The following is a 1,487-nucleotide window of genomic DNA, read 5'->3' as shown; positions in this document are numbered from 1 at the left end:
GGAATTATCCAAAACCTTTTGAGTGTTTTATTTTTATTTAAGCTACTTGATTAAGAGTGGTTTTAATATGATGTTTTTTGCCAGCTAGAAGTTTAAACTTAACTAAAATTCTATTTCTAAAGTTATAGAAGTTACGATAACCATAAGCTACTCGTTTAAGTACTTTAATATTGTTGTTCATAGCTTCTATTGGACCATTAGAACGTGCAGAGTGTTTTAATGTGTTTTGAATTTCCGGAAGGAAAGTTTTAAAACTTTTAAGTACTCTTCTTAATCCTATATTCAAAATTGATTCATCCAAACATCTATTAATTTCCTCAGTTAATAATGCTATTTTATTATGTTTAATCAACACACGAATGATATTGACTCTGATATACATATCTTTTAATTCCGGAACTTGATCTAGTATATAATTTACGATTGATTGTTCTGATTCTAATCCTTTGAATAATCTTTGATAATAATATTCCACACTGTTTAAACATTCTGAAGGCTTGAGAATAATTTTCCAAAAATGTTTAAGCTTATTATATAAAGGTTGTTGAGTGTTTTTGAAGTGATTCATCCACTTAACACGACATTTGTTCAATTCACGGTTCAAAGCTTGAACGAGGTGGAAACGATCGAGAATAATTTCTGCGTTTGGAAATAACTTCTTGAATAAAGAAATATAAGGACTATACATATCCATCGTTACAGTTTTAACGCTTGCTCGAGCAGTTTTTTCGAATCTCATAAAGTAATCAAACAAAGCTTTTTGTCTTCGATCAGGAAGAATATCTATAATTTCATGCGTATCACCATCACAATATATAAAGCTCATTTTACCTATGACATTTTTTACGCTTTTAAATTCATCTACCATGATGTGTTGAGGTAGTTTATTAAAAGGTCCTAGCTTTACACTTCCGGCTATTTTATTAATATAACGTATTACTGATGTAGCACTGACGTTATTATCTAATCCAATACTTTTGCACGATCTATTTTCTCCACTTTGATAAAGAAGATGCAGTATTAAATTATTGCAGAAGTTATAATGCTTTTTGACAAACGAAGTTTTTGATACAAATGAACGTCGACAGCCACGACAAAAGAATCTTTGCTTTTTTAATTCTAAATAACTAGGTGTACCTTGTGTTTTTAATAATTTAATCATAGTTTTGCGTTTACCGTTTTTAATGATTAAGTTATTATGATTAACTGCTCCGCAGTTTTCACAGCAGTCAGGCGTATAAGTAAGCGTTCCTTTAAAAATTAGTGTTCTTACTAAGTTCATATAGACTACTTTTGGTTCTTCATCAAATACAATGTTTTTCCCTTTATAATCAATGACTTTTGCTATACAATTGGACATAAGCGCAATACCTCTTTCTTTTTGTGTGGTAACTTAATGATAGGGGATTGCGCCCTTTTTATGCAAAAAAAATCCGATTGAGAAATAACCGCTAGGTTATCTCATCAACCGAATTTATTATAGAGCC

At 30.3% G+C, this 1,487-nt stretch carries 1 protein-coding gene; it reads right to left on the bottom strand.

From position 1 onward, the window contains the following. Positions 1–37: 37 nt before the first annotated feature. On the bottom strand, positions 38–1,360 hold the full coding sequence (locus HMPREF3270_RS02410; RefSeq protein WP_070867156.1) for an ISL3 family transposase: 1,323 nt from the start codon (positions 1,358–1,360) through the stop codon (positions 38–40). Between the last annotated feature and the right edge of the window lie 127 nt (positions 1,361–1,487).

The organism is Staphylococcus sp. HMSC65H10 (assembly GCF_001839185.1).
GTDB classification, from domain to species: Bacteria; Bacillota; Bacilli; order Staphylococcales; family Staphylococcaceae; genus Staphylococcus; species Staphylococcus simulans.
The sequence above is the reverse complement of the archived record's forward strand: the minus strand, read 5'-3'. Positions and strand labels throughout refer to the sequence as shown.